Origin of the sequence: Achromobacter sp. SIMBA_011 (assembly GCF_046535435.1) — a bacterium.
Taxonomy (GTDB): Bacteria; Pseudomonadota; Gammaproteobacteria; order Burkholderiales; family Burkholderiaceae_B; genus Achromobacter; species Achromobacter dolens.
This window is the reverse complement of the sequence record NZ_JAWRWN010000701.1, coordinates 1-261: the sequence shown is the minus strand read 5'-3', so window position 1 is coordinate 261 and position 261 is coordinate 1. Positions and strand designations below refer to the sequence as shown.

The following is a 261-nucleotide window of genomic DNA, read 5'->3' as shown; positions in this document are numbered from 1 at the left end:
GCCAAGATTCTCGTGGTTACTTCCGGCAAGGGGGGTGTGGGCAAGACCACCACCAGCGCCGCCATTGGTACCGGCCTCGCACTGCGTGGCCACAAGACCGTCATCGTCGACTTCGACGTGGGCCTGCGTAACCTCGACCTGATCATGGGCTGCGAGCGCCGCGTGGTGTACGACTTCGTCAACGTGGTCAACGAAGAAGCCAACCTGCAGCAGGCCCTGATCAAGGACAAGCGCCTCGAGAACCTGTATGTACTTGCCGCC

The 261-nt window shown here is 61.7% G+C and carries 1 protein-coding gene; it reads left to right on the top strand.

Features of this window, described 5'->3' with window-relative positions:
• Nucleotides 1–261, top strand: a 261-nt coding sequence (locus SB816_RS32760; RefSeq protein ID WP_410548347.1) for an AAA family ATPase, incomplete at both ends; no start/stop codon positions are given.